18 protein-coding genes are annotated in these 18,222 nt (G+C 64.2%); 11 read left to right on the plus strand and 7 right to left on the minus strand.

Features of this window, described 5'->3' with window-relative positions:
• Nucleotides 1-8: 8 nt before the first annotated feature.
• Genes STE01S_RS09085 through STE01S_RS09095 form a run of 3 tightly spaced genes read right to left on the minus strand, consistent with a single transcriptional unit; the run spans nt 9 to nt 1,306 of the window.
• A complete protein-coding gene (locus STE01S_RS09085) occupies nt 9-680 on the minus strand; it encodes a DUF4386 domain-containing protein (protein WP_003039580.1) in 672 nt (223 codons plus the stop codon).
• Nucleotides 677-1,096 (minus strand): DUF6326 family protein, encoded by a 420-nt coding sequence (locus STE01S_RS09090; RefSeq protein ID WP_003039578.1) that lies wholly within the window; start codon nt 1,094-1,096, stop codon nt 677-679. Before STE01S_RS09090 ends, STE01S_RS09085 begins: the two co-directional genes overlap by 4 nt.
• A gap of 12 nt (nt 1,097-1,108) precedes the next feature.
• Complete coding sequence (locus STE01S_RS09095) at nt 1,109-1,306, minus strand: hypothetical protein (RefSeq protein ID WP_003039576.1); 198 nt, start codon at nt 1,304-1,306, stop codon at nt 1,109-1,111.
• 160 nt (nt 1,307-1,466) lie between these two features.
• On the opposite strand from STE01S_RS09095, the gene STE01S_RS09100 reads away from it, so the two are divergent.
• The 4 genes from STE01S_RS09100 to STE01S_RS09110 all read left to right on the plus strand — a co-directional run bounded on the left by STE01S_RS09100 (nt 1,467) and on the right by STE01S_RS09110 (nt 4,033).
• On the plus strand, nt 1,467-2,462 hold the full coding sequence (locus tag STE01S_RS09100; protein ID WP_218016980.1) for a helix-turn-helix domain-containing protein: 996 nt from the start codon (nt 1,467-1,469) through the stop codon (nt 2,460-2,462).
• Between the two features lie 386 nt (nt 2,463-2,848).
• Nucleotides 2,849-3,019: a hypothetical protein gene (locus STE01S_RS20360; protein WP_162928245.1), complete on the plus strand. Its 171-nt coding sequence runs from the start codon at nt 2,849-2,851 to the stop codon at nt 3,017-3,019.
• A gap of 13 nt (nt 3,020-3,032) precedes the next feature.
• Nucleotides 3,033-3,557 (plus strand): nuclear transport factor 2 family protein, encoded by a 525-nt coding sequence (locus tag STE01S_RS09105; protein WP_062767178.1) that lies wholly within the window; start codon nt 3,033-3,035, stop codon nt 3,555-3,557.
• A gap of 8 nt (nt 3,558-3,565) precedes the next feature.
• The gene (locus STE01S_RS09110) at nt 3,566-4,033 is read left to right on the plus strand and encodes a DUF3237 domain-containing protein (RefSeq protein WP_082813281.1); all 468 of its coding nucleotides are present in this window, start codon (nt 3,566-3,568) and stop codon (nt 4,031-4,033) included.
• Here STE01S_RS09110 and STE01S_RS09115 read toward each other — a convergent pair.
• Nucleotides 4,026-5,678, minus strand: a complete 1,653-nt coding sequence (locus STE01S_RS09115; RefSeq protein ID WP_062767182.1) for a long-chain fatty acid--CoA ligase — start codon at nt 5,676-5,678, stop codon at nt 4,026-4,028. The genes STE01S_RS09110 and STE01S_RS09115 overlap by 8 nt on opposite strands.
• A 182-nt stretch (nt 5,679-5,860) precedes the next feature.
• Between STE01S_RS09115 and STE01S_RS09120 the strand changes: the two genes are divergently transcribed.
• Both STE01S_RS09120 and STE01S_RS09125 read left to right on the plus strand, forming a co-directional pair.
• Entirely contained in the window at nt 5,861-7,042 is a 1,182-nt protein-coding gene (locus STE01S_RS09120; RefSeq protein ID WP_062767184.1) for an acyl-CoA dehydrogenase family protein, read from the plus strand.
• Nucleotides 7,043-7,054: 12 nt separating this feature from the next.
• The gene (locus STE01S_RS09125) at nt 7,055-8,167 is read left to right on the plus strand and encodes an acyl-CoA dehydrogenase family protein (protein ID WP_062767186.1); all 1,113 of its coding nucleotides are present in this window, start codon (nt 7,055-7,057) and stop codon (nt 8,165-8,167) included.
• Between the two features lie 20 nt (nt 8,168-8,187).
• On the opposite strand, the gene STE01S_RS09130 is transcribed toward STE01S_RS09125, so the two are convergent.
• Nucleotides 8,188-9,519, minus strand: coding sequence for a spinster family MFS transporter (locus STE01S_RS09130; RefSeq protein ID WP_062767188.1), 1,332 nt, complete (start codon nt 9,517-9,519; stop codon nt 8,188-8,190).
• A gap of 186 nt (nt 9,520-9,705) precedes the next feature.
• Between STE01S_RS09130 and STE01S_RS09135 the strand changes: the two genes are divergently transcribed.
• From STE01S_RS09135 to STE01S_RS09145, 3 genes are all read left to right on the plus strand, one after another.
• Nucleotides 9,706-10,590 (plus strand): alpha/beta fold hydrolase, encoded by an 885-nt coding sequence (locus STE01S_RS09135; protein WP_062767189.1) that lies wholly within the window; start codon nt 9,706-9,708, stop codon nt 10,588-10,590.
• A gap of 160 nt (nt 10,591-10,750) precedes the next feature.
• The gene (locus tag STE01S_RS09140; RefSeq protein WP_062767191.1) at nt 10,751-11,554 is read left to right on the plus strand and encodes an IclR family transcriptional regulator; all 804 of its coding nucleotides are present in this window, start codon (nt 10,751-10,753) and stop codon (nt 11,552-11,554) included.
• Between the two features lie 94 nt (nt 11,555-11,648).
• Nucleotides 11,649-12,518 (plus strand): SMP-30/gluconolactonase/LRE family protein, encoded by an 870-nt coding sequence (locus tag STE01S_RS09145; RefSeq protein WP_062767192.1) that lies wholly within the window; start codon nt 11,649-11,651, stop codon nt 12,516-12,518.
• A gap of 4 nt (nt 12,519-12,522) precedes the next feature.
• Here the strand turns inward: STE01S_RS09145 and STE01S_RS09150 are convergent, their stop codons facing one another.
• Nucleotides 12,523-13,284, minus strand: coding sequence for an SDR family NAD(P)-dependent oxidoreductase (locus tag STE01S_RS09150; RefSeq protein ID WP_062767194.1), 762 nt, complete (start codon nt 13,282-13,284; stop codon nt 12,523-12,525).
• A 59-nt stretch (nt 13,285-13,343) separates the two neighbouring features.
• Complete coding sequence (locus tag STE01S_RS09155; protein ID WP_062767196.1) at nt 13,344-15,521, minus strand: TonB-dependent receptor; 2,178 nt, start codon at nt 15,519-15,521, stop codon at nt 13,344-13,346.
• 292 nt (nt 15,522-15,813) lie between these two features.
• On the opposite strand from STE01S_RS09155, the gene STE01S_RS09160 reads away from it, so the two are divergent.
• A complete protein-coding gene (locus tag STE01S_RS09160) occupies nt 15,814-16,578 on the plus strand; it encodes an enoyl-CoA hydratase/isomerase family protein (RefSeq protein ID WP_062767198.1) in 765 nt (254 codons plus the stop codon).
• A 14-nt stretch (nt 16,579-16,592) separates the two neighbouring features.
• The gene (locus tag STE01S_RS09165; protein ID WP_062767200.1) at nt 16,593-18,188 is read left to right on the plus strand and encodes an AMP-binding protein; all 1,596 of its coding nucleotides are present in this window, start codon (nt 16,593-16,595) and stop codon (nt 18,186-18,188) included.
• Nucleotides 18,189-18,222 lie beyond the last annotated feature (34 nt).

Below are 18,222 nucleotides of genomic sequence, written 5' to 3' on the forward strand. Positions count from 1 at the left end.
CTCGCATGCTACGCCTCGCGCTCGCGAATGCCGAACGCCAGCAACCACAGTGCCAGCGCCAGTTCGCCGAGCAGGGTCGGGAGGGTGAAATATTGCGGAAGCTGCGCCGCCCAGAGCGGCGCTCCGAGCCAGGCGAGGCTGTTGACGAGGTTGCATGCACCCGCCGCAGCGACGAGCAGGCCGACAACTCTTGGCATCGCGCGTCCGCACCAGATGAGCCAACCCAGCAGCAGGCAATAGGCCCCGAAGAAGACCAGGCTGACCTTGTAGCCGTCGCCATGCACGCGCAGCAGCAGATAGACCCAATCGGCGAGCGATGACGACGGCTGCCCCAAATCCGGCAGCCGCAATATCATTGCCGACAGCAGCGTATCGCATGCGAGCATCGCGATGCCGATCAGGCTGAAAGAAGCGGCTGTTGCCGAGGCCAAGGGCGCTCTTTTGCGGAAGATGCCATGCAGAAGGATGGTGACGCCGATATAGCAACCCAGCATCGCGAGATCGGCGATCATCCCGATCCGGAACGTCGATCCCGATGCAAAGATGGCTTGTGCCGTTGCGGCAGGATCGCCGCGCACGATCAAGGCGCCGCGGGCGACGACTTCTGCGTAGACGCCAAAGCCTATCGTTCCCAGATACAGGAATCCGGCGAGGCGGGCGTGCGAAGAGTCCGCGCTCATTCCGATCCTCCCTCGGCGGTGGCCCACGTCCAGGCGGCGATGACGATCGCGGCGGTGAGCGCCATTTCGATGACCGCCAGAGTGATGTAGAATGGCGCGGCACCCGGCAGCGTCATCGCCATGATAGCGGTATACAAAAGGCCGAAGGCGATATTGCTCCAGCGGCAAATCGCCGCCGGGAGATAGAGCGTCGCCGCGATCAGCAGCGCGGGAATCGCCATCATCAGCGAAACGGCAACCAGCGTTTCAGGGGTTGCGGGTCCAAGCGGCCCGATGTTTCCCTGCGCCATCGATGCCAGCTTGTTTTCGGCGTAGAGGCCGAAATAGTCGCCATAGACATAGCAGAACATTGTTGCTGTCCAGAGCGTCGACAGCTTGAGGCGGGTAGGGACCGGGGCGTCGGTGAGGCTTTTCATCGCATGACCTTGTTATGTCCAAAATATGTGCGGCCACGGATCGTCGGGTCGTTGCAAAGAGGCGGGCCGGTCGGCCATCCCTCCTTCGTCCCAGTTTCCGCTCGGGCCACCCGCCGGATCGGTCATTTTGGCGCTGCTCGTCTTGCCGGTTTGGAATTCGGCGATGTTTTTTGCGTCGATTGCCTCACATTGCCGATGGAATTTCGGCATCGGATCCGCCGCACAGGCTAGCGGGTCGCGGAATATGCTTGCCGATCGCCCCCCGCGGTTTATTTGTTGCAGGGTGCGATTGCCGATGGGGGGCATGCGAGGCCAACCGACCCGGTGAGCGTCGTGGTTTCTGTTCGGAGTCTTTAAGGGTTCTGCGTTGATGGCGTCGATTTTGCAGCCTGGCATTCGTTCGCAGCGACCGGACCCGATGAGGATCGACATTTCGCTTCTCTACGGCGCGGCTTTTTGTTGTGCGTCGCTCGCATTCTGCCTCAAGTCCGTGCTGGCATCGCGGCTGGGTATGGCCGTCGATGCTGTTGCGATCCTTGGCAATGCGACATGCGGATGGTCGTGGCTGGCAACCCGATCGCTTTTCCGGCGTGAATCTCCGTCCCGAGGCGACTGGTGGCCGATCGCCGCGGTGCTGATGGTGATGATCGCATCCGCTGTGACATCGCTAGTGCCGGCAGACGGCATGCCCCTCAGGGTCCTGGATAATCTTGCCAGATTAGGCAGTTCCGCCATGCTGCTTATGGCGGTGGCCGCGCCGTTGCTTGATCTGCGCGAACAAAGCGACAAATCCGAACGGCGCTTCCGCATCCTGTATTCAGGCATCTACGCAGCCATATTGGCGGTGGCGGTCCTGGCTGTCGACGGGGCGCCCGACGGGTCGACCGCATCCCAACTAAGCATTCCGGTCAAGGTCGTTTGCGCGATCGCGGCGGTATTCGGCTATGGGTTGGCCCTCGGCCATCGGAAACGGTATCCGCTCGTCGATCCGAAGGCGCGCGCTTCGCGGAAACCCGTTGCGTCGGACCCCCGGCTCGAAGCGCAGCTGATCATGCTCATGCGCGACAAGGGGCTCTACGCGGAGGCCGATCTGCGCGTTGCCGATCTCGCACGGCTCACCGGTGAACCCGAATATAAGGTGACCCAGTGCATTACCGGCGCGCTTGGCTACCCCAATTTCAATCAGATGGTGAACGGCTACCGCATCGAAGAGGCAAAGCGCCGCTTGGTCGATCCGGCGCTCGCCCACTTGCCGATCCTGACGATTGCACTGGATTGCGGATTCGGATCGATCGGCCCGTTCAATCGAGCCTTCAAGGCCGACGCTGGCATGACGCCGCAGGAGTATCGGCGGCAGATTCGATAGGCTTGGCGTACAAAGTCAAGTGTAATTTCGCCAGAGGGCTCTGGAATTTGTCCGAAATATGGGGATGGTTCGCGCGAAAGACTTGGAAGCTATCGGCGTACCGCGCCAATAGCTCCTCGTTATCTTCGTCGCGCGGCACGCACGAGCCATTCGCTGCGTGTTGACAGTTGATGCTTCGCCCGGCTCGGCTTGCGTTTAAACCTCAATCGACAGGTAGCGACAGGTCCTCGGCCATCTCAGTCTCGCGCCTCGAAGCGGCCAGTCCGCTAACAGCCAAGTGGCGACAAGCAAAAGGATATCCTTTCCGAGTCGGGATGGAATGATCGGTGAGTTTCAAATAGCATCACGTTGCGACGGAGCGATTAGACAGGCTGCGAAAAGCCGAGTTGGCGAACGTGCTGGCGCTTGCTGAAACCTTCGTGGTCCTGGGCGATCCCAAAGCTCTTGGTTTCTCTGTCGTGATCCGGCTGCGTTGCATCACCCATGGAATAATGATGATCTGGCTACGGCGCGATTTCGACGAAGCCCAAAGTTGCGGCAATCTCCGAACGGATTGAGGGAGCGTGCAACATGGATCGGGACGTCAGTCTTTTGTGGGACCGCGAAAATATCCGCGATTGCCTGTTTCGATATTGCCGCGGCATCGACCGCGCGGACGAGGCGATGTTGCGCTCTGCGTGCTGGCCGGGCGGAACCGACGATCATGGAGCCTATAAGGGAACGACCGACGGCTTCATCGATTGGGCGATGCAGACGCTGCCGCAGATCGAGCGCGGCATCCACCAGCTTCACAATATCCTGATCGAACTGCGCGGCGACGAGGCGGCGGTCGAGAGCTATTTCACCGCCTTGCAGCGTCAACCCGGCGGCGAAGGCGGGCTGGTCGAACTCGTGATGCACGGGCGCTATGTCGACCGGTTCGAAAAGCGCGGCGACGAATGGCGGGTCGCCGACCGGCTCGTCGTTTTCGATTGGGTCGAGCAACGCCCTGCGCCCGATGAGAGCGAAGCCGAGCGCTTCGCGCATCGCAAATCGGTCGGGCGCCCCTGGCCCGATGATCCGGTTTATAGAGTCTTCGGGGCCGGGCGGCAGTGAGAAGGCTGATGGGAATCGAGACGCTGGCTTGGGAGCCACTATTCGTTATGCGGCTCGACGTCGCCTATGACCGGGCACAGCCGATCGGCGGCGAAAGCCGGCTGGGCATTTACCCGGTGCATGGCGGGACGTTCGAAGGGCCGCGGCTCAAGGGGCGGGTGATGCCCGATGGTGCCGACTGGGTGACCTGGCGCAGCGACGGGTCGATGATCATCGATGTCCGTACCGCGCTCGAAACCGACGACGGGGCGCGGATCGCGATGCACTACACCGGCCTGACCGTGCCGACGTCGCCCGAGGCTGCCGAGCGGTTCAAGCGGCGCGAGCCGGGGCCGTACGAGGATCTCTATCTCCGCACCACACCGCGCTTCGCCACCGGTCACCCTGATTATGACTGGCTCAACCGCATCATCGCCGTCGCCAACGGCATGCGCACCAACGACGGCCCGATGTATCACGTCTTCGCGATCAGGTGACCGTGTCCGCGGCCGCGGCGAAATGATCGCCGTGGCGCTTGCGCAATTCGGTCTTGAGCAGCTTGCCGGTCGCGGTGTGCGGCAGTTCCTCGACAACGATCACATCGTCGGGCAGCCACCAGCGCGCGACCTTGTCGGCGAGATGATCCATGATTTCAGCCTTTGTGCAGGTCTCGTCGGCGTGGAGTTGGAGGAGGAGGAGGGGGCGCTCCTGCCATTTGGGATGCGCGACGCCGATCACGGCTGCCTCGGCGACCTTCGGGTGCGCGACGGCGGCATTTTCAAGATCGATCGACGAAATCCACTCGCCGCCTGACTTGATGACGTCTTTCGCCCGGTCGGTGATCTGGAGGAAGCCATCGGGGTCGATTTTCGCGACGTCGCCGGTATCGAACCAGCCATCCGGGTCGAGCGCGCTGCCTGCCGACTGACCGTGATAGGCGCTTAGAACCCACGGCCCGCGCACCTTGAGCAGTCCGGCAGCTTCGCCGTCGCGCGGCAGTTCCTTGCCGTCTTGATCCTCGATGCGCAGTTCGATGCCGAAAACCGAGCGGCCCTGCATCGCGCGGAGGTCGATCTGCGCCTTCTCGTCGAAGTCGGCGTGATGCGCGAGCGGGCGGCAGACGGTGGCGACGGGGCTGGTTTCGGTCATTCCCCACGCCTGCATCGTTTCGACGCCCAGAAGGTTGCGGAAGCGCTCGATCAGCGAGCGCGGGGTCGCGGCGCCGCCCGTGAAGATACGATCGAGCTTCAGCGCCTCGCGATCCTCGGTCGGGCGCTCGCGTTCGAGATGGTCGAGGAAAGCGAACCAGATCGTCGGCACGCCGAGCGAGAAGGTGATCGCCTCATCGCGCATCAGTTCATAAAGCGATTCCGGGTCGAGCGCAGCCCCCGGCAGCACCAGCTTCGATCCCGCCATCGCCGCCGAATAGGGGATGCCCCACGCGTTGACGTGGAAGAGCGGCGTGACGACAAGGATCGAGTCCGCAGCGCCGAGCGACATGCTGTCGTTAGCGAGGGCGCTCATCGCGTGCAGCACGGACGAGCGGTGACTGTAGAGAACGCCCTTCGGATTGCCTGTCGTACCGCTGGTGTAACAGAGTGCGCTCGCGCTGTTTTCGTCGAGGTCGGGCCAGCGGGCGATTGCCCGCGGGCCGTCGGTCAGGCTCTGATACGAAATCGGGTCGGCGATCGCGGTTTCGGGCATGTCCGCCTGATCGGCGAGGATGATGACGCGCTCGACCTTTGGCAGGTCAGCGAGCAATGGCTCGATGGTCGCCAGAAGATCGGGATCGATGCACAGCACCCGTGCCCCGCCATGATCGATAATGTAGCGGATCTGTTCGGGAAACAGGCGCGGGTTGACGGTGTGCAGCACCATCCCCGCGCCGCTGACGCCATAATATAGCTCGAGATGGGGAAGGCGGTTCCATGCCAGCGTGGCGACGCGGTCGCCGGGCTTCAGGCCCAGGTCAGCGAGTCCCGCCGCAATGTGCCGTGCGTGGCGCTCCACCGTCTGCCAATCCGATCGTTCGAGCGAGCCGTCGGCGCGGCGCGACACGATCTCGCGGCGCGGATGATTGGTCGCCGCGTGCCGTATCAGCATTGCGGTCGTCAGGGGCTGTGCCTGCATCAGGCCGTACATGAAACCTCTCCTTTAAGGACTTGATTGGTTGCGACGATTGCCCAGCCGCGCGCGGGGGCGAAGCGTCGCCCAGCGCGCGCGACGACAATCACATTTGCGAAATTGAGGCGTTCGCCATCCGTCCGCGAGCCACCAGGCCGGTGCCGCGGCTAAGCCAGCCCCAATTTATGGGAGATGCGATCATGAATTTGGACCTGGCGCCCGAAGACCGGGAGTTTCAGCAGGACGTCCGCGACTTTTTCGCGAACTCCATTCCCGAGGACTGGAAAAAGACCGTCCGGGCCGGCCTGCGCCTGTCGCCCGAAAATCTCGTCGCCTATCAGCGACGGCTCGCCGATCGCGGATGGGGGGCGCCGACATGGCCCAAGGAATATGGTGGCACTGGCTGGACGCCGCAGCAGCTTCACATCTTCTGGTCCGAAGCCTCGGCCGCCGACGCGCCCGCGCAATTCCATCAGGGGCTCGAACTGATCGGTCCGATCATCTTCACCTATGGCAGTCAGGCGCAGAAGGATTATTATCTGCCGCGCATCATCAGCGGCGAGGATTGGTGGTGCCAGGGCTATTCGGAGCCCGGCGCGGGGTCCGATCTTGCAGCGTTACGCACCCGGGCCGACCGCGACGGAGACGATTATGTCATCAACGGCCACAAGATGTGGACGAGCTACGCCCATGTCGCCGACCGCATGTTCATCCTCGCGCGGACCTCGAACGAGGGGCGACGCCAGCAGGGTATTTCGCTGATCCTCGTCGATATGGACACGCCGGGCATCCGGATCAGTCCGATTCATACGCTCGACGAAAAGCATCACACGAACGAGGTGTTTCTCGACGATGTTCGGGTTCCCGCGACCAACATCGTCGGCGAGGAAGGGATGGGCTGGAACTACGGCAAGGTGCTGCTCGACCGCGAGCGGATGGTCGCCGCGGCGACCGCGATGTTCCTGCCCCAGACGCTGCGCGCGGTGCGCGAGGCGGCGACACGGCGGCGGACCGCTTACGGCCTCCTGATCGACAAGCCCGAATTCAGGGCGAAGCTGGCGCAGGTCGAGATCGAGGCGGTGGCGGTGCAGGCAATGGTGCTGCGGCTGATGGCCGATGCCGCGGCGGGCGCCGATTCCGGCCCGCGCGGGTCGATGGTCAAGCTCCGCTGGTCCGAACTGACGCAGCAGGCAACGGCCTTGTGGGTCGAGGCGCTCGGGCCGAAGGCGCAGCATTTCGCCGCGCTGGGCGACGAAAGCGAATTGCCGGATGACATGCCCTTCGCGCTCAAGGGCGCGCTCTATGCACGCGTCACCACCATCTATGGCGGGTCGAGCGAGATCCAGCGCAACATTATCGCGCGCCGCGCGCTCGGCCTTTGAGGGAGAAGACCCATGCAGTTCGCCTTTAACGATGAGCAGCAGATGCTGCGTGACAGCGTGGAGCGCTTCGGCGAGGATGAATGGAGCGCCGCCGACCGGCTGAAGCGTCTCGCCGAAGGGCGCGAAGGGACGGCGCGCCGCTGGGCGCAGATGGCTGAACTCGGCTGGCTGATGCTGCCGATCGCCGAAGAAGAGGGTGGCCTTGGCGGCGGACCGGTCGAAATCATGGCAATCATGGAAGGTGTCGGGCGTCATCTGATGACCGAAGCCTATGTCAGCCATTGCGTGCTGGCGCCCGCATTGATGACGGGCGGAGGCGATCATTGCGCTGCGCTGCTCGAACAGGTCGGCGCGGGGCAAGTGCGCATTGCGGCGGCGCTCATCGAGGATGACGATTTTGACGTCGCTGCGATTTCGGCGCGCGCTTCCGCCATTGATGACAGGTTCAAACTGACGGGCACCAAGACCCATGTCGAGGATGGCGCCGATGCCGACTGGTATCTCGTCTCCGCGCGCACTGGGGGTGCTCCGGGCGAACGAGCGGGCATCAGCCTGTTCCTTGTTCCGAGCGGCGCCGAGGGACTGGCGATCCAGCGTTTCCGCGCGGTCGACAGCCATCGCCATTGCAGCCTCGACCTCGTCGATGTGGACGCCATTCCGGTCGGTGTGATCGGCGAAGTCGCGGACCGCATCGAGGCCGCGCTTGATCGCGCGATTGTCGCGCATATGGCCGAAGCCGTGGGCTCGATGGAAGCGGCAGTCGCCGCGACGCTCGACTATGTCCGCACGCGCCAGCAGTTCGGCGCCCCGATCGGTAGCTTCCAGGTCGTTCAGCACAAGGTCGTCGACATGAGCGTCGCCTGCGAGGAAGCCCGCGCGTTGATGATGGTCGCCGCCTCGCAGCTCGCCAGCGGTGGCGATGCGTCGTCGCTGATCGCCGCGGCGAAGGTCCGCGTCGCGCAATGCGGCATTGCGGTGGCACAGCAGGCGGTGCAACTCCACGGCGGGGTCGGCACCAGTGAGGAACTGATCGTCAGTCATCACCTCCGCCGACAGATGATGCTCGATCTCGCGCATGGTGATCGCGATCATCACAAGGCGCGGTTCGCCGAATTGACCCGATAGGATGCGTTTTGCAGGGCGCCTCAGGCGCCCTGTTTCGCCTCGTCTGCCTCGATCCGCCGCCCCGCCAGCCAGAACAGCAACGATCCGGCCGCGAGCGGCAGCGCGACGAGCGCCATCGCGGCGCGCAAGCCCTGCTCGCTGCCGAGCGATGGCGCGAGCAGGTCGCTCGCGATGCCGACGAACAGCGGCCCCAAGGCGAGGCCGATCGCATTGGTCACGAACAGTTGCACCGCCGCCGCCATCGCGCGCACCCGTGCCGGGACGAGCGTCTGCACCGAGGCGAAGACCGAACCGTAGTTGAGTGCGTGGACGAAGATCGCGCAGGCGAGGAAGGCGAAGGACAGCGTGACCGTCGGCGCGAGCGCAGCGCCCGCGAACAGCGGTGCCGCGATCACGAGCGAGGTCGATGGGACCAGCGTATAGCCCTTGATCCCGCGCCGCGCCGCGCGGTCCGCGAGTTGGCCGCCGACGAAGGTGCCGACCATGCCGACGAGCCCGACGATCAGGCCGAGGCTGAGGCCGAGGAAGACCGTTGGCGGCACGCCCCAACTCGATGCCATTGCGCCGATCCCCTCGACATGGGTGCGCATGTAGAGCGAGCCGAAGAAGGAGGCTTGCCCATAATAGCCGAACGCCCCCATCGCGGTTCCGAAGGATATCAACCAAAAACTCGGCAGGCGGCGCAGCGTCGCCAGTACCTGCCCCAGCGGCATATGTGGAACTGTGGCCTGTGTCGCAATGGCCCGCGTGCGCGGTTCGTCGAGCGCGAACCAGACGATCGAGGCGAGCAGGATGCCGGGAATGCCGGCGATCAGGAAAGCGGCGCGCCAGCCCAGCGTTGCAAGCAATATGCCGCCGAGGACGAGGCCTGCGAGCGAACCCACCGGCACCCCGAGCGAGTAGAGCGCGAGCGCGCGGCCGCGTTGTTCGCGCGTGACATAATCGGTGATCAGGCTGTGCGCAGCGGGGGTGCAGCCGGCCTCGCCGACACCGACGCCAATGCGGGCCAGCAGCAGTTCGGTGAAGTTGCGCGCGAGCCCGCACAGGGCGGTGAAGCCGCTCCACACGAACAGCGCAATCGCGATCATCCCGACGCGGTTGCCGCGGTCGGCGACCCGCGCGAGCGGGATGCCGAGCAGCGTATAGAAGAGCGCGAAGGCGAGGCCGCTGATCATCCCGATCTGCCAGTCGGCAAGGTGCAGGTCGGCCTTCATCGGCTCGACGAGGATCGTCACGATCTGCCGGTCGAGCATGTTGAAGGCGTAGACGATCATCAGCAGGAAGAGCGCGCCATAGGGCATGCGCGCCGTCGCTGGTTCGGCGCTCGATTGGGTCGCGGTTTCGATGGTCATAGGCCTCTCCATGGCGGGCGTCGGGCCCGTCGTTCATCGCCGCACATTAGGGACTGGGCGCGAACAGGCGGGGCGGGAGGTGGCGCGATGCGCCATTATCCCCATGCTGATTTGTCACGCCCGTCCCGGGCCGCCCTCGCGCATGGTTTGCCGGAAAGGCACAGGGTTGGATCGAGGAGGCGCTTCATGGCGTTTGCGAAGAACGGTTCGGTCTGCATCCACTACGAGCGTATGGCCGCGGGCGACGGGCCGCCCGTCATCCTGCTTGCGGGTGCGGGGCGGCCCTCGACCGATTTCGATTATGGCTTTTGCGCGCCGATCGTCGCGGAGGGTTTCGTGCCGATCCGCATCGACAGCCGCGATACGGGGCGTTCGACGGCGCTGATCGATACGCATCCCGACCTGCATGCGATCAAGGCGGCTGCGCTGGGGCGGGGCAATACCCCGCCGCCCTATGGAATCGCGGATATGGCGGCAGACGTGCTGGCGGTGCTGGACGCCGAGGGCATCGCGGCGGCGCATTTCGTCGGTCGGTCGATCGGCGGACTGGTGGCGCAGCAGATTGCTATCCGGAATCCGGGCTGCGTTCTCGGTCTGGCGCTCGTCATGGCGATGAGCCGGTCGATGGCCGATGCGGTGCCCGATGCTGCGCTCGACCGGTTGATGGCCGAAGATATTCCCGATGAGGACGCCTATGTCGTGCGCCAACTTGGCGTGGCGCAGGTGAATGGGGTGGCGGGGGATTTCGACGCCGGACGTGTCGCGGAGGAGGCTCGTACGGCCTGGCGTCATGGAATCCACCGCGGCGGCACGGCACGGCATTTCGCGGCAAGCCTTGCCGTGCCCGATCTTCGCCCGTCGCTCGGCGCGGTGCGCGTGCCGACGCTGATCCTTCATGGTCGCCAAGACAAGGTGATCCCGCTGGAACGCGCGATCGAGACGGCGGAAACGATTCCGGGCGCTCTGATCGAAGTCGACGAGACGATGGGGCACGACGGCCCGCCGCGGCTTCGGCGGCTCTGGGGTGAGCGGATTGCACGGCATTTCGCTGCTGTTCGGACATCGATCTGAGGCTCGCCCGGAAATCACATATGTGATATAATTCGCGAAACCCGCGGTTTTGGCCGCTTGGCGGCCTTTGAAGTTATCATATCTTCATCAGAGACCGTCTGAGGACGGCGATCGAACCGACGGCTCAGGCGTGTTTGCCCGCTGGTGTTGGGATGGAGAGATGAAGAGAAAGCCCGTCAAATCGGCCTCACGCACCTTCGAGGTGCTCGAACTGTTCCGCGACCGCCGCGCGCCGCTGCGCCTCAACGAAATCTACTCGGCGCTCGGCTATCCGCAGTCGAGTACGACGAACCTGCTCAAGAGCATGGTGATCGAGGGCTACCTCAATTACAATCGCAACACACGCACCTATTTGCCCACGCTTCAGGTCGCCTCGCTCGGCAGCTGGCTCTATGGCCATGTCGCCTTCGGCAGCGGCTACAGCTGGCTCATCGACGAGCTTTATCGCAAGACCGACGAGACGATCGTTCTCGTCACGCAAAACGACCTGTTCATCCAATATGTGATGATGCGGGTGCCCGATCATCCGCATAAGCGCCCGCCCAATCCGGGCGAGATGCGGCTGATGCTCGACGCGACATCAGGCATGGCGTTGATGAGCCGGATGCGCGACCGCGAGATCGACAAGATCTACCGCTATTCCAACTATTACGAACTTAACCCCGACCGGCGGATCACGCTGGAGGATGTGATGAGCCGGATCCGCTGGATACGTCACACCGGCTATGTCTATTGGCCCGAGCATCCGGTACCCGGGATCGCCTCCATCGCGATGCCGCTCGGCGAGAGTATCCACGGCATTCCGCTTGTCATCGGGATTGGCGGCACGACCGCGCGCCTGTCGCCGCGCCGCGCCGAATTTGTCGAAATCATGCGCGACACGATTGCGGAATTTCGCGGCCGCTTCCCGCAGGATCAGCACGTGCCGGGTGACGAGGACGATCTGGAAATCGCCGCCGAATAAGCATTTCATTTGGAATAATGGGGCGGCCCTGCGCGGTGGGCCGCGCGTGCGGACGCGCGGACGCCTATCCTCGGTCGAAAGAGGAGAGTGTTTCATGCCCATCGAAGTCGATCTGCTGGATGCCGGCGTTGCGGGCCTTGGCGAAAGCCCGCTGTGGGATCATCGCAGCGCGCGGCTCTGGTGGGTGGATTCGAGTGCGGGCCGCCTGTACGCGAGCGGTGCCGAGGGTCAGGATCAGGTGAGCTGGGATCTGGGCCGGCCGATCGGCAGCATCGGCCTGGCGACGGGTGGCCTCATCATCGCGCTCGCCGACGGATTTTATCGGTTCGATGCCTCGACAGGCTCCATCACCCTGATTGTGCGGCCCGGCATGGCACCTGAAACGCGGCTAAACGATGGGAAGGCCGATCGCGCCGGACGCTTTCTCGCGGCGTCGATGCGAACCGGCGATGCGGTGGGGGCCGGGGCGCTGTTTCGGCTCGATGCTGACGGCGCGATCGAGCAGATTGAAAGCGGGATCGGTATTGGCAACGCGATCTGTTTCTCGCCTGCCGGCGATGCCCTCTATTTCGCCGACAGCCTCGACGGGAAGCTGCGTCGTTACGACTATGACCAAGCCACCGGCAAGATTGGCAAGCGCCGCGACCTCGCCGATTGCCAAGCCTATGGGGGATCGGGCGCCGACGGCGCGACCGTCGATGCCGAGGGGCGGATATGGGTGGCTTTGGTGTTGGCGCAGGCGGTCGGCTGCTACGCGCCCGACGGCACGCTGCTACGATCGATTCCGGTGCCGCTGCCTTACCCGTCCTGCCCGGCATTCGGCGGGCCAAATCTCGATACGCTATATCTGACGAGCATCGCCAATTCGGGGCACCGGTTGATCGCCGATCATCCCGACGCCGGACGGATTACCGCGATCCGGGGACTTGGCGCCCCCGGAATCGCGGAAGGCATCTATCTTTAAAGGATCAGCGAAGCGCTATCGAAATGCCGCCGTCGACCAGCAGTGACTGACCGGTGACGAAGCCCGAACGGACGCTGTCGGCGAAGAACAGGACCGCCTCGGCGATATCCGACGTTTCTCCGAGCCGGCCGAGCGGAGTGCTCGCGACGCGTGCTTCGAAAGTCGCATCGTCGAGCATGGCGCGGACGCCCTCGGTCGCGACCGTCGATGGTGCGACGGCGTTGACGCGAATGGCCGATGGCGCGAGTTCGATCGCCGATGAGCGCGTCATGCCCTCGACCGCTGCCTTGACCCCGCAATAGGCCATCGCGTTGGGGAGGCCCAGGTGCGCGGACACCGAAGCGATGTTGATGATCGACCCGCTGCCGCGCGCGCGCATATGTTTCGCCGCGGCCTGCGTGCCCCAGATGATGCCTGCGATGCCGACGCCGAGCATTTTGTCGAGGCTTTCGGCGTCGATGCCCTCGATCGGCGAGTATTTGGTCCACATCGCATTGTTGACGACGATGTCGATGCCGCCGAGTTCGGCCGCGGCAATATCGAACGCTTCATGCAGCGCGGGGCCGTCGGACACGTCGCAGCCGAGCACGATCGCCTTGCCGCCGTTGGCCGCGATCTGCTGGACAAGGTCTTCGGCCCAATGCGCCTTGCGGTCGAGCAATGCGACCGACGCACCGTTGGCGATGAGCTTGAGCGCGATGTCGCGGCCGAGGCCGCGCGACGCGCCGGTGACGAGCGCGACGCGCCCTGCGAGTGATTTTGTCATTTTGAGAGAGCCCATAAAAATGGAGCCCGCTTTCGGCGGGCTCCAGTGGGAGAGAGAGGTTAGAATTTATATCCGACTTCAACGCCGTAGACGCGGCCCTTGTTGAGGGGCGAGAAGGTTGATCCGGCGAAGAATGGCAGCGGCGCCTCGGTACCGAAGGTCGCCTCGTTGAGCAGATTATTGCCATAGACTGACACCTTCACCCGGCCGTGCGTGATCGCGAGGCTGGCATCGACCATCGTGGCCGCGCGCAGCAGGCCTGTGTTCTGGTCATTATAGAAGGCGGCATCGCGGTGGTTCGCGCCGACGCGGGCCTCCGCGTCGAAATCGCCGCCAAGGCTGGTGGCGTAGGTGATCGATCCGCCATAGCTCCACGGCGACAGGCGCGGCAGCTTCAGCGCATAATCGGCATCGTTGATGACGCCGTCGGCGTTGAGATCGAACAGAATATTTTCATATTTGCCCTTGGTGTAGCCGAACTGGCCGGCAATCGTCAGGCCGGCGACGGGCTTGACGAGCAGTTCGCCTTCGATCCCCTTGATCGACACGTCGGCCGCGTTGGTGATGATCTGGAAATTGCCGAAAGGTGCGAACGGCGCCTGGAATTCGCGCTGGGTGCCGTTGATGCGACTGTAGAAGCCGGCGAGGTTGGCGCGTGCGAAACCGCCAATGTCCTGCTTGAGGCCGATTTCATAGGCGTCCTGCTTTTCCTGGTCGAACGGACCCGGCGCGACATTGGGATTGAGATTGCGGAAGTTGTAGCCGCCGCTGCGGAAGCCCTTGGCGAACGAGGCATAGAGCAACGTGTCCTCGGTCGGCTTGAACTGGACGCCGATGCGCGGCGTAAAGCCGTCCCAATTGTCCTTGTCGGTGAAGTCATAGCTGCACCGCAGAACGTCGAGGTTGCAGCCCCCGACGCCGATCGAGCGAACCTGGACGTCCTTTTCCTCGGCCGAATAGCGTGCGCCGACGCTGAAAGTCAGCTGTTCAGTGACGCGCCAGTCGACGGTGGCGAAGATGCCGCCGGTGCGCTGCTTCTGGCGTCCGCCCCCGGAAACGGTCAGCGCGCCGCCCGACAGCAGGCGCTGTTCGGCATAGTTGATGTCCTGATTGAAGTAGAAGAGGCCGGTCGTGACATCGAAGGCCCCGAAGGTGCCCGCGTAGCGCAGCTCGTTGCTGAACTGCCACTGGTGGATGTTGTTGCGCGAGTGCAGGTTCGTCGCCGGCGAGCCGTCGATATCGGCGCCCGAGTCGTTGGACAGCGCGCGCACGGCGGCGATGTTGGTGATCTTGCCGTCCCCAAAGGCTGTGTCGATGTTCAGCTCGGCGATGCCCTGATCCCAGTCGGTTTTCACGAAACCGGCATAATTCTGGTTCACGCGGAAGCTGTCGCGCGGATAAAGTCCATGATTGGTCACCGCCGGGCCGTCGCCGCGAATCCGGCCATGTTCGTAGCGCAGGACGAGATCGAAGCTGTCGTTGGGCTGCAGGCGCAACGCCGAGCGCATGATCAGGGTTTTGCTGCCGCCGATCTTCTTGCCGTCGAAGTCGTTTTTGAACCAGCCATCGTCGTCGTTGTAATAGACCGCCACCTTGCCGCTCAGCACATCGCCGGCGATCGGACCCGACACCGAGATGCTCGCCCGCTTTTCAAGGCCGGTCGATAGTCCCGCCTTCGCGTCAAGGCGGAAGCGGTTCGACGGGGTGGTGGTGCGCAACAGCACAGCGCCGCCGGTGACGTTGCGACCAAACAGCAGCCCCTGCGGGCCGCGGAGGATTTCGACGCCTTCAAGGTCGAAGGTGTCGAACAGAACGCCCGCGCTGACGCCCAGATAGACGCCGTCGACGAACACGCCGACGGTGGGGTCGATCGAGGGGATCGAGCTGTTGATCCCGAGGCCGCGGATCGAGAAGTTCGCATAGCCGGGCGTCGTGCCAACGCTTTCGAGCGAAGCGTTCGGAACCGCATAGCTGACGCTCGAGATAGAGCGCGCGTGGATGCTGTCGAGTTCGTTCGAACCGAAAGCGGTGATCGCGATCGGCACGTCCTGGACGTTCTGGGCCGATCCGCGCTTGGTCGCGGTCACGACAATGTCGCCAAGGCCGCTGCTGCCGGACTGCGCTTCTTCCTGCGCGCTGTCGTCCCGCGCGGTTTCATCCTGCGCGAATGCGGGCGCAGCGATCATCATGGCGGCGAAGCCGACCCCCGTCAAAAGACGCTTGCTGTGTGTGTTCATTGTCCACTCCCTGGTGAATCGCGCTTCCGTTCTTCCTTTCGGTGGCGGTTCGCCTCGAAGGGGGTGCGCTGGCTTTAAATCATATCGCCGCCCCTTGAAGAGCGGTCGGCCCCCGTTCTTTCTTTGCGGCGGCAAGGGCAATGTGCGCGGCGGGTTGGGCGCCGATAATCACAAGCGCGATTCCGTGCAGGGGCGATCAATCCAGAATGAGATTTTCGGCATGTCTCGCGGCTTTCGCACCGCTATCCCGCCGCCGCGATGCAAAGACTCCCGGCAAATGGGAGACAAATCAATGGGTAGCATTCGCACCGAAATCGAAAACCATGTCGCGCTCGTTACGCTTGATAACGCGCCGGTCAACGCCGCCGCGCTGGACATGCTCCAGGAACTCACCGACGTCTTCGACAGCTTCAACGACCGCGACGATGTCCGCGTCGCCGTGCTCACCGGAGCAGGCAAATGCTTCAGCGCCGGCGCCGATCTGAAAAATCGGCCTGACCTCTCGATCCCCGGAACGCGCTGGAACCGCAACCGCGTCGTCCGTGAAGTTGCCTATTCGATCGCCGATTGCGCCAAGCCCGTCATCGCCGCCGTCAATGGCCCCGCACTTGGCGCCGGCTTCGGCCTTGCCGCGAGCTGCGACATCATCGTGGCGTCCGAAAACGCCGTCTTCGGCCTGCCCGAAATCGACGTCGGCCTGATGGGCGGCGGCAAGCATACGTCGCGCATCGTCCCGCACTCGCTGACGCGGCGGATGATGCTCACCGGCTATCGCGCGCCCGCGTCCGAAATGTACCGCCGCGGCATCATCGAGGCCTGCCTGCCAGCCGACGAACTTCTGCCCTATTGCCTGGAGATGGCGGCGGTGATCGCGTCGAAGAGCCCGCTCGCGACGCGCTATGCCAAGGACAGCATGCGCACGATCGAAAATATGACGCTGCGCGACGGCTATATCTACGAACAGGGTAACACCGCAAAGCTGTCGACGTCTCATGATGCGCAGGAAGCGGTGGCGGCCTTTGTCGAAAAGCGCGCTCCCGTGTTCCGCGGCTGCTGACCGGAGCGGGCGTCATGGACTGGAATTTCGGCGACCTGCTGGACGCGACCGCGGCGCATGTGCCGGGCGATCGGCCCGCAATCATTCGCGGCGACCAGGTCACTTACTGGGCCGATTTCGACGCACGCTCGAACCGGTTGGCGCGCGCGATGCTGGCGGCGGGGCTACCCGTCGGCGCGCGCATCGCGATCCTCGCGCGCAACATCCCCGAATTCATCGAAATTGCTGCCGCCGCGTTCAAGGCGCGACTGACGCACGTCAATCTGAACTACCGCTACACGACGTCCGAGATCGAATATGTGCTGCGCGACTGTCAGGCGGCAGGGCTTTTCTATCAGGACGAGTTCGGTCCGGTCGTCGCGCCGCTGATCGGCAGTGCGATCGACCATCTGACCTATGCCGTGCAGATCGGCGGTGACGGTGCTTATGATGGGATCGTGTCGGAGGGTGATGCGTCGCCGCTGGGGATCGTGCGGTCGCCCGACGATGGGTACCTCCTCTATACCGGCGGCACCACCGGACGTCCGAAAGGCGTGATGTGGCGTTCGGCTGACGCGCGGCGCTCGCAGCTCGAATCCCCCGTCGCGGTATCGACGCCGGCGAGTATGGACGACCATATCGCGCAGGTGCTGAAAGGCGCAGTCGGCCGCGTCATGCCGGCCTGTCCGCTGATGCACGGCGCCGGGCTCAACAGTTCGCTCGCCGAATTGCTCGTCGGCGGTACCGCGGTGCTGCTGCCGTCGGACCGCTTCAGCGCAGAGGAATTGTGGAGCGAGGCCGAGCGGCAGGGCGTCACCCGCATCCTGATCGTCGGCGACGCCTTTGCGCGCCCGATGGCGGATACGCTGCTCGCCAATCCGGGGCGCTGGGATCTGAGCGTGCTGCGGCTGATCTCGTCGGCGGGGCTGATGTGGTCCGAACAGGTCAAAGCGGCGCTGCTTGAGGCGCTGCCCCAACTCACGCTGCTCGACATTCTGGGCGCGTCCGAAGCCTCGGGCTTCGGCTATGCGATTACCAACAAGGATCGCGCCACGCCAACCGGGCTGTTCGAACCGGGTCGGCAGACGGTGATCATCGATCAGGAGACGGGCCGCGTGCTCGCCGACGACGAAGTCGGTTCGGGTTGGCTCGCACGCCGACCGCCGTTCGGCGCGGGCTATCACGGCGATCCTGAAAAGACCGCAAGCGTCTATCGCACCATCGAGGGGCAGGCCTATGCGGTTCCGGGCGACATGGCCGAGCGCCTGCCCGACGGGCGCTTCCGCCTGCTTGGCCGTGGCAGCATGTGCATCAACACCGGCGGCGAAAAGGTCTTCGTCGAAGAGGTCGAGGAGGCGCTGAAGCGCATCGACGGCGTCGCCGATGCGATGGTGTTCGGCCTGCCCGATCCCAAGTGGGGCAGCGCCGTCACCGCGCTGATCGAGGCAGGCGACAGTCCCGACGATCAGGCGCTTCGCGCGGCGCTCTCGCGCGACCTTGCCGCCTACAAGCAGCCGCGCACGATCATCCGCGTTGCGGTCCTGCCGCGCCATGCGAGCGGCAAGAGCGACTATCGCAGCGGGATGGATCTCGCGCGCGCCGAAATCTCAGCCCGGATGTCCACTGGCTGATCGTTTCCGGCCTGCTGCGTCCGGGGCGGACGTG

This window comes from Sphingopyxis terrae subsp. terrae NBRC 15098 (genome assembly GCF_001598815.1).
In the GTDB taxonomy this organism is placed as follows: Bacteria; Pseudomonadota; Alphaproteobacteria; order Sphingomonadales; family Sphingomonadaceae; genus Sphingopyxis; species Sphingopyxis terrae.

Excerpts from the sequence above, each read along its gene's own strand:
- STE01S_RS09085 (WP_003039580.1), bottom strand. The coding sequence starts at position 680 with ATGAGCGCGGACTCTTCGCACGCCCGCCTCGCCGGATTCCTGTATCTG.
- STE01S_RS09090 (WP_003039578.1), bottom strand. The coding sequence starts at position 1,096 with ATGAAAAGCCTCACCGACGCCCCGGTCCCTACCCGCCTCAAGCTGTCG.
- STE01S_RS09095 (WP_003039576.1), bottom strand. The coding sequence starts at position 1,306 with ATGCCGAAATTCCATCGGCAATGTGAGGCAATCGACGCAAAAAACATC.
- STE01S_RS09100 (WP_218016980.1), top strand. The coding sequence starts at position 1,467 with ATGGCGTCGATTTTGCAGCCTGGCATTCGTTCGCAGCGACCGGACCCG.
- STE01S_RS09105 (WP_062767178.1), top strand. The coding sequence starts at position 3,033 with ATGGATCGGGACGTCAGTCTTTTGTGGGACCGCGAAAATATCCGCGAT.
- STE01S_RS09110 (WP_082813281.1), top strand. The coding sequence starts at position 3,566 with ATGGGAATCGAGACGCTGGCTTGGGAGCCACTATTCGTTATGCGGCTC.
- STE01S_RS09115 (WP_062767182.1), bottom strand. The coding sequence starts at position 5,678 with ATGTACGGCCTGATGCAGGCACAGCCCCTGACGACCGCAATGCTGATA.
- STE01S_RS09120 (WP_062767184.1), top strand. The coding sequence starts at position 5,861 with ATGAATTTGGACCTGGCGCCCGAAGACCGGGAGTTTCAGCAGGACGTC.
- STE01S_RS09125 (WP_062767186.1), top strand. The coding sequence starts at position 7,055 with ATGCAGTTCGCCTTTAACGATGAGCAGCAGATGCTGCGTGACAGCGTG.
- STE01S_RS09130 (WP_062767188.1), bottom strand. The coding sequence starts at position 9,519 with ATGACCATCGAAACCGCGACCCAATCGAGCGCCGAACCAGCGACGGCG.
- STE01S_RS09135 (WP_062767189.1), top strand. The coding sequence starts at position 9,706 with ATGGCGTTTGCGAAGAACGGTTCGGTCTGCATCCACTACGAGCGTATG.
- STE01S_RS09140 (WP_062767191.1), top strand. The coding sequence starts at position 10,751 with ATGAAGAGAAAGCCCGTCAAATCGGCCTCACGCACCTTCGAGGTGCTC.
- STE01S_RS09145 (WP_062767192.1), top strand. The coding sequence starts at position 11,649 with ATGCCCATCGAAGTCGATCTGCTGGATGCCGGCGTTGCGGGCCTTGGC.
- STE01S_RS09150 (WP_062767194.1), bottom strand. The coding sequence starts at position 13,284 with ATGACAAAATCACTCGCAGGGCGCGTCGCGCTCGTCACCGGCGCGTCG.
- STE01S_RS09155 (WP_062767196.1), bottom strand. The coding sequence starts at position 15,521 with ATGAACACACACAGCAAGCGTCTTTTGACGGGGGTCGGCTTCGCCGCC.
- STE01S_RS09160 (WP_062767198.1), top strand. The coding sequence starts at position 15,814 with ATGGGTAGCATTCGCACCGAAATCGAAAACCATGTCGCGCTCGTTACG.
- STE01S_RS09165 (WP_062767200.1), top strand. The coding sequence starts at position 16,593 with ATGGACTGGAATTTCGGCGACCTGCTGGACGCGACCGCGGCGCATGTG.